This window comes from Sphingobium sp. PNB (genome assembly GCF_019873065.1).
In the GTDB taxonomy this organism is placed as follows: Bacteria; Pseudomonadota; Alphaproteobacteria; order Sphingomonadales; family Sphingomonadaceae; genus Sphingobium; species Sphingobium fuliginis.
In genome coordinates this window covers 1-6,524 of the sequence record NZ_JAINEZ010000149.1, presented here as the reverse complement: position 1 = coordinate 6,524, position 6,524 = coordinate 1, and the positions used below count along the sequence as shown (strand labels likewise).

The window sequence follows — 6,524 nt, the reverse complement described above, 5'->3', positions numbered from 1 at the left end:
CTGGATGGTTTGTTGGGTGAGAAACGGCGCAAAACAGGATGGATGCGTGCAGAGGCGGCCGGAGATCCTGAGCCCTGGCGACAGCGGGCCATTCTGGGTCGCGGACGCTGGGACGCGGATGCGCTGCGTGACATCGTGCGTGACTATGTCGTGGAAAACCTTGCCACAGCTGACGCGGTCCTGGTCATCAATGAGACCGGCTTTCTCAAGCAGGGCAAGTCCTCCTGCGGTGTCGCTCGTCAATACACGGTGAGTAGCCCCTAGATTTCTGGACGCCTTCTATCCTAATTTTGAGGACAGGAGACGACGATGGGGAAGCCCAATTTCAGCGATGAGTTCAAGCGTGATGCGGTGGCCCAGATCACCGAGCGCGGGTATCCGGTAGCGGAGGTTTCCGAGCGGCTCGGCGTCAGCCAGCATTCGCTGTACGCATGGAAGCGGCAACTGGCGAAGGTGGTGTCTGGCGATGCCGGCAAGGATGCCGAGATCCGTCAGTTGAAGCGCGAGTTGGCCCGGGTGACCGAGGAGCGCGATATACTAAAAAACGATCGCGGGTTTGGCCCGCCTGTTCGCGGTAGAAACGGGCCGTGGTATGATGGCAGGCGGAGGGTCGCGGCCGTTAGCTTATTGGTGGTGTGATACCCCGTTAAAAAACGTGGCCCGTGGGCATTTGCGTACTTGAGAGTGGTGGCGCCGTCCTCGGCGACCCCGGTTAGGAAGATGACGGTTTGCATCGCCCATACCCTCCAGTTGTGATGGAGGAATGGAGTGAACAAATCAAAATCGGGCGGCATTGACGCTCTACCCATGCTGTCGCCTGGCGCGGCAGCCATTGATATCGGTTCGACCATGCACATGGCGGCGGTCAATCCCGATGTCGATGATCGCCCGGTCGTATCGCTCCGGTGAGGGCCGCCTTGCGGTGATCGGCTGATATTTCGAGATGGTACCGGTGCAAGCGCCGGTGTTTGCACCGATACTAAGGACGGTGCGATGAGTCAGATCACGGTAATTTCGGGGCCGGAGCGGCGACGTGTATGGACCGACCAGCAGAAGCGCACACTCGTCGCGGCGGTTTCGGCGCCCGGTGCTAACGTGGCGGAGATTGCCCGCCGTGCCGATCTGCGGCCGAACCAGATCTACAGATGGCGGCGGCAGATGGGGCAGGCAGCCCAAGGCTTTGCAGAAGTGCAGGTGCAGCCCGATCCGATGCCAGTGACCGGATCGGCGATCACTGTGGAGTTCGAGCGGGCGATCGTGCGGATAACTGCTGGCGCCTCGCCGGGGCTGGTGTCGGCAGTACTGCGGTCGGTCAAGCCGTGATCCCAGTCCCCTCCGGCGTTCGGATATGGATTGCAACGGGGCACACGGACATGCGGCGCGGCATGCGCAGCCTGGCCCTGCAGGTGCAGCAGAGCTTCGGATGTGATCCCTTCGCCGGGGATCTCTACATTTTCAGGGGACGCCGCGGCGACCTCTGCAAGATCATCTGGCATGATGGTGTCGGCATGTCGCTTTATGCCAAGCGTCTCGAGCGCGGGAAGTACATCTGGCCTTCGGCCGTGGACGGGGTGATTGCCATCTCCCCTTCGCAGATGGCCTGCATGTTGGAGGCTATCGACTGGCGTAACCCCAGGCGGATTGATGGCGTTGAGCTTACAGCATTCGATGAGCGTAGCGATCACCGCCCAGTTGTCGCCGCCCTCATCGGAGCCGGCGAAAAGGGCATTCTTACGGTTATGCATACATTTCCATAACCGTAAAAACTGGTTATTCGCCGGTTCAAAGGCAGGCGGTGATCGCGCTGCCGCCATCTAGGGGGCGTTTGCGGGAGGGGGCGGAATCCTACGCTAAGGATTTGGGCCAGCGATATTCCCCGGTTAGATTGATGTGTTCCCATCCCAACGGCGAGACGTGGGCGAGTAGATCAGGCGCGATATGGGTACCGCTGGCGGCCCGGGTATTGACGACCTCGCCGAGCTTCATGGTGTTCCAGAATATGATGATGGCGGCGAGCAGGTTCATTCCGGCGATGCGATAGTGCTGGCCTTCGCCGGATCGATCCCGGATTTCACCTCGGCGGTGGAAGCTGATGGCGCGCTTTAGGGCGTGGTGGGCCTCACCCTTGTTGAGGCCGATCTGAGCCTGGCGCTGGAGGCCGGCATCAAGAATCCAGTCGATCATGAACAGGGTTCGCTCGATGCGGCCCACCTCTCGCAATGCGAGGGCCAGCTCATTCTGGCGCGGGTAAGAGGCGAGCTTGCGAAGAATCTGGCTGGGGGCGACGATCCCCGCTGCGATCGTCGCCATGATGCGCAGGATGTCGGGCCAGTTGCGCTCGATGAGCGGTTCATTGATCTTACCTCCGACCAGCGCTCGCACATTGGCCGGCGTCGCGTTGGGCGTGAAGGCATAGAGTCTTTTCTGAGGGAGATCGCGGATACGGGGGGCGAACCTGTAGCCGAGCAAGGCGCAGGCGGCGAACACATGATCGGTGAAGCCGCCCGTGTCGGCAAAATGCTGGCGAACGCGGCGGCCCGCGTCATTCATGAGCAGCCCGTCCAGGATATAGGGAGCCTCGCTGACCGTTGCCGGGATCACCTGGGTTGCGAACGGCGCATATTGATCGGACACATGGCTGTATCCCTTGAGGCCCGGGACGTTGCCATATTTCGCGTTGATCAGATTCATCGCCTCGCCCTGCTCGGTAGCAAGGAAGAACTGCCCGTCGCTGGATGCCGATTGCCCTTGTCCCCAGAAGGCGGCCATGGGCAGGGCGGCGTGGGCCTCCACGATCATGGCGAGCGCCCGATCATAGGCGCTGCCTTCGACATGCCAGCGCGCGATCCGCAGCAATTCCCAGAAGCTGTGCGTGTTGGTCGCCGCCGCCATCTTGCGCAAACCGAGATTGACGCCTTCCGCCAGCAACACGTTCATCAGGCCGATCCGGTCGCTGCAGGGCGCGCCGGTGCGCAGATGCGTGAACGCCTCGGAAAATCCGGTTCGCTCATCGACTTCCAGCAACAGATCGGTGATCCTCGCGGGCGGGAGCTGTTGATAGAGATCGAGCACGAGATCCTCGGCCCCTTCGGGCGTGTCGGCCCTCAGCTTGTCGATGTGCAGCTTGCCGTTCTCGATGATGCCGCCTGGGATCGTGCCGGTTCGCGCCGCGCGGCCAAACTCCTTCAGCCGTGTATCCAGTCGAGCCCTGCGCTCGGCCAGCCATTCGCCGGGTCGCAGCGGCACGGCGAGCCGCGCGGTCTGCTCTATCGCCTGTGGCGGGACCAGAAGCTGCTTGAGGTCGCCATAGCGGCGCGATCCCGCCAACCATATGTCACCGGACCGGAAGGCGTCGCGGATGTGGAACAGCACCGCGATTTCCCAAAGCCGGTGGTCGCCGCTGGGCTCAGCGCGAAGATGACGATGCCATTTCGAGTTGGGACGTAGAAAATCCACCGGCGGATCGACCTTGATCCCGTTACGCAGCATCGCAACGGCCGCCAGAAGAGGCGTGGCGATCGGCGCCGCCTGCATGTCGAGCAGGCGCAGCATCCTGGGCGCGTAGAGGCGGAAACGGTGATAGCCGTCCAGCACACGGCTGAGCGGGTCGGCCGCGAGCACGTTGGTCAGCGCGGAGGCCGTGGCGACAAGGGTTCTGAACCGTTCCCAGCCAGGCCCGGTGGCGATTATCCCGTCCAGGGCCGTGCCATCGTCCTGCGCTCCAAGCAAAGCACCACCGATTTCGGCAAAGGACTTCAGCGTGTCCCGAACGGCCGCCTTTTCGTCGGCGATCCTGGTGTTGCAAAGGCGTTCGGAGGCCCGATAGAGACGGCCTACGATGCGATCGTGGGTCTCCACGATGACATCGGCCAGCGATGACCGCCATTCCAGGGTGCAGACAGCGAGGATCGCAAGCCGCCTGTCTTCGGGCAGATCACGCATGCCGTCGGCGTAATAGCGCTCGCCCTGCCGGCGAAGCCGGGTCACACGATGCGCCGGCACGCCGTCCAGCAAATCCGCCGGAAGATCGAACCTTTGAAGATATTCCAGTCGATCCATCAGCCGGTTAGCGGCTGCTGAATTTGCGCCAACCTCGAACTGTCGCAGCCATACGAAGCGCGTGACGCGACCATCCACCGTATCCTCCAACAGGTGAGCCAAATTCTCGCTCAGGGTTGGCGTGATGCGATGGGCGATAAGATCCTCGATCCGGCGCTCGGCCTCAACCAGCGCATCGGCGCAAAGGCGCTCGATCGTCGAGGAGCCGGGAAGGATCGTGCGGGTGCGGCGACACTCCGCAACGAAGCGACGGGCAAGATCCTCATTCGATGTCGCCGCCTCGGCTTCCCGAGCGATCCATTCGCGCAAATCCCGTGCGCCCCGCCCCGAAAAGGAGCGATAGCCGTAGATTCGGCGAAGGTCCGCCAGATGCTCGTGCCGGGTCTCCTCGCGCGCGGCATAGAGGAGTAGATCGTCGCTGGTCAGGCCGAGCTGGGCCGCGATGAAATCCGATACCTGCGCCGGGATCAACTCGCCAGGAGCGAGCACCCGGCCCGGGTAGCGCAGGACGCACAGTTGCAGCGCGAAGCCAAAACGATTGTGGGCGCGCCGGCGCTGGCGGATATGCCCGAGATCCTCATCGCTGAGGGTATAGTGCCGCAGCAGCTCACCTTGATCGACCGGCAAGTGAAGCAGCGCCTCGCGCTGTCGATCGGTCAGGGTCACGCGACGCGGCATACATGCTCCTTATTCTTTCCGAGCTACGGTTTGAGATAGCTTGATTGAGATGCTGGTTAAGATACACAATAGCCCAATCTTATGTGCTCATGTTCGTCACCGCCTCAAACCTTCGTTTGTGATCCATGCTGATCGGCTACGCCCGCGTGTCCAAAGCCGACGGCTCGCAGTCGCTCGACCTGCAGCACGATGCCCTTCGCGCTGCCGGTGTCGAGCCAGGCAATATCTATGATGATCGTGCATCCGGTAGCCGTGATGATCGCCCCGGTCTTGCCGCCTGCCTGAAATCGTTGCGCGACGGCGATGTCCTCATCGTTTGGAAGCTCGACCGGCTCGGCCGAACGCTCACCCACCTGGTCAGCACGGTGCAGAATCTGTCGGATCGCGGTATCGGTCTGCGGGTGCTCACCGGCAAGGGCGCGCAGATCGACACCACGACGCCATCGGGCCGGATGGTGTTCGGCATTTTTGCCACACTGGCGGAGTTTGAGCGGGATATGATCCGCGAGCGCACCATGGCTGGCCTGGCCGCTGCCCGCGCGCGGGGACGCAAGGGTGGCCGCAAGTTCGCCCTCTCCAAGGCCCAGGTGCGGCTCGCTCAGGCTGCTATGGCCCAACGCGACACGTCCGTTTCCGACCTCTGCAAGGAACTCGGGATCGAGCGCGTCACTCTCTACCGCTATGTCGGTCCCAACGGGGAACTCCGGGATTACGGTCAGCGCGTGCTTGCTGCCAAAACGCGATGATGATGACGGGAGCCCCGATCAAACTTACCCAAGCGGACGCCGCAGACGTTGCAGACCTGTACAACCGTTGCAGCGACTATTTCCTGTTGCAGGACGGGGCCGCGCCCACGCTGGACGATGCTCGCGAGCTTTTCTCCGATGTGCCGCCCGAAAAGAGCGCCCACAATCAAGCTGTCCTGGGATGGAAGGGGCCTGGCGGCCTATATGCAATCGCGGCCATCCTCCGCGATTATCCGCGTGATGGCACATGGTATCTCGGCTTCATGATCGTAGATGCCGCACAGCGTGGTCGTGGCGTCGGACGCTCAATTTACTCGACGGTCGAAAGCTGGGCCGCTGCGAGAGGTGCCACAGAGATTCGGTTGGCCGTGCTGGAAGCGAATGAAGCGGCAGAGCGATTTTGGCGTTCTCTCGGCTTCATTGAGTATCGGCGCGTTGGGCCAGACACCTTCAAAATGCGTAGCCATCGCCGGATAGAACTGAGCCGTCGCCTTTCTGGCGCGACCGTAGAAGGCAGCAACAAGTAAGATCTCGCGCCGGCTATCTGGGCGAGCTTGGCGTAGGATTCCGCCCCCTCCCGCAAACGCCCCCATCTACTCCGTCATCGAGACCGCCAAGCTCAATGGCCTCGATCCGCAAGCCTATATCGCGGATGTCATCGCCAGGATCGCAGGCAACTGGCCCGCTGCCCGCTGGGATGAACTCATCCCATGTAACTGGCGGCCAGATCAGCAGCAGATCGCCAACGCCGCCTGAGCCGCGGTCTTCTCGCCACGCTCACAAGGAGATCGCCCATACTCCTGCTCCCGATGCATGGCAGCGCCTCTCCGCGGGCGAAGGCACCAAAGGCGCACGGCTTCATGACTGGGCCTATTGCGAACTCGCCGATCTCGACGCCGACGAATATGATGAGACCAAATCGGGTCTTTGGACCCGCGGCCTGCTGATCCGCCACACTGTAGGGCGACATTTACGGAGGCCGGTTGGCGTCAATTATGATGGCCGGTAAGCGGCCGCACCGAGTGGTGGGATTTGGGTATC

The 6,524-nt window shown here is 62.2% G+C and carries 5 protein-coding genes and 5 pseudogenes; 9 read left to right on the top strand and 1 reads right to left on the bottom strand.

All coding sequences use genetic code 11. The features are described 5' to 3' along the window. The 5 genes and pseudogenes from K7W03_RS26200 to tnpB all read left to right on the top strand — a co-directional run. Positions 1 to 258 (top strand): annotated as a pseudogene (locus K7W03_RS26200) (transposase); the annotation flags it as partial. Positions 259 to 309: 51 nt separating this feature from the next. After that, a pseudogene (locus K7W03_RS26195) lies at positions 310 to 543 on the top strand (transposase); the annotation flags it as partial. A gap of 225 nt (positions 544 to 768) precedes the next feature. Then, entirely contained in the window at positions 769 to 909 is a 141-nt protein-coding gene (locus K7W03_RS26190; RefSeq protein ID WP_157035906.1) for a hypothetical protein, read from the top strand. A gap of 84 nt (positions 910 to 993) precedes the next feature. Beyond that, the gene (locus K7W03_RS26185) at positions 994 to 1,323 is read left to right on the top strand and encodes a transposase (protein ID WP_046766339.1); all 330 of its coding nucleotides are present in this window, start codon (positions 994 to 996) and stop codon (positions 1,321 to 1,323) included. Next, positions 1,320 to 1,625: pseudogene (gene tnpB, locus K7W03_RS26180) on the top strand (IS66 family insertion sequence element accessory protein TnpB); the annotation flags it as partial. The gene K7W03_RS26185 and the pseudogene tnpB, both read left to right, overlap by 4 nt. Before the next feature lie 220 nt (positions 1,626 to 1,845). Here the strand turns inward: tnpB and K7W03_RS26175 are convergent. Continuing rightward, on the bottom strand, positions 1,846 to 4,737 hold the full coding sequence (locus K7W03_RS26175) for a Tn3 family transposase (protein WP_016746447.1): 2,892 nt from the start codon (positions 4,735 to 4,737) through the stop codon (positions 1,846 to 1,848). A 125-nt stretch (positions 4,738 to 4,862) separates the two neighbouring features. On the opposite strand from K7W03_RS26175, the gene K7W03_RS26170 reads away from it, so the two are divergent. The 4 genes and pseudogenes from K7W03_RS26170 to K7W03_RS26155 all read left to right on the top strand — a co-directional run. Continuing rightward, the gene (locus K7W03_RS26170; protein WP_008832583.1) at positions 4,863 to 5,483 is read left to right on the top strand and encodes a recombinase family protein; all 621 of its coding nucleotides are present in this window, start codon (positions 4,863 to 4,865) and stop codon (positions 5,481 to 5,483) included. Beyond that, positions 5,480 to 6,010 carry a GNAT family N-acetyltransferase gene (locus K7W03_RS26165; RefSeq protein ID WP_007686150.1) on the top strand — a complete coding sequence of 177 codons (531 nt, stop codon included), beginning with the start codon at positions 5,480 to 5,482 and terminating at the stop codon, positions 6,008 to 6,010. Before K7W03_RS26170 ends, K7W03_RS26165 begins: the two co-directional genes overlap by 4 nt. 58 nt (positions 6,011 to 6,068) lie before the next feature. Continuing rightward, a pseudogene (locus K7W03_RS26160) lies at positions 6,069 to 6,239 on the top strand (transposase domain-containing protein); the annotation flags it as partial. 31 nt (positions 6,240 to 6,270) lie between these two features. Further along, positions 6,271 to 6,444: pseudogene (locus tag K7W03_RS26155) on the top strand (IS701 family transposase); the annotation flags it as partial. Between the last annotated feature and the right edge of the window lie 80 nt (positions 6,445 to 6,524).

Coding starts and splice junctions, on each gene's coding strand:
- K7W03_RS26185 (WP_046766339.1), top strand. CDS start 994: ATGAGTCAGATCACGGTAATTTCGGGGCCGGAGCGGCGACGTGTATGG.
- K7W03_RS26175 (WP_016746447.1), bottom strand. CDS start 4,737: ATGCCGCGTCGCGTGACCCTGACCGATCGACAGCGCGAGGCGCTGCTT.
- K7W03_RS26170 (WP_008832583.1), top strand. CDS start 4,863: ATGCTGATCGGCTACGCCCGCGTGTCCAAAGCCGACGGCTCGCAGTCG.
- K7W03_RS26165 (WP_007686150.1), top strand. CDS start 5,480: ATGATGATGACGGGAGCCCCGATCAAACTTACCCAAGCGGACGCCGCA.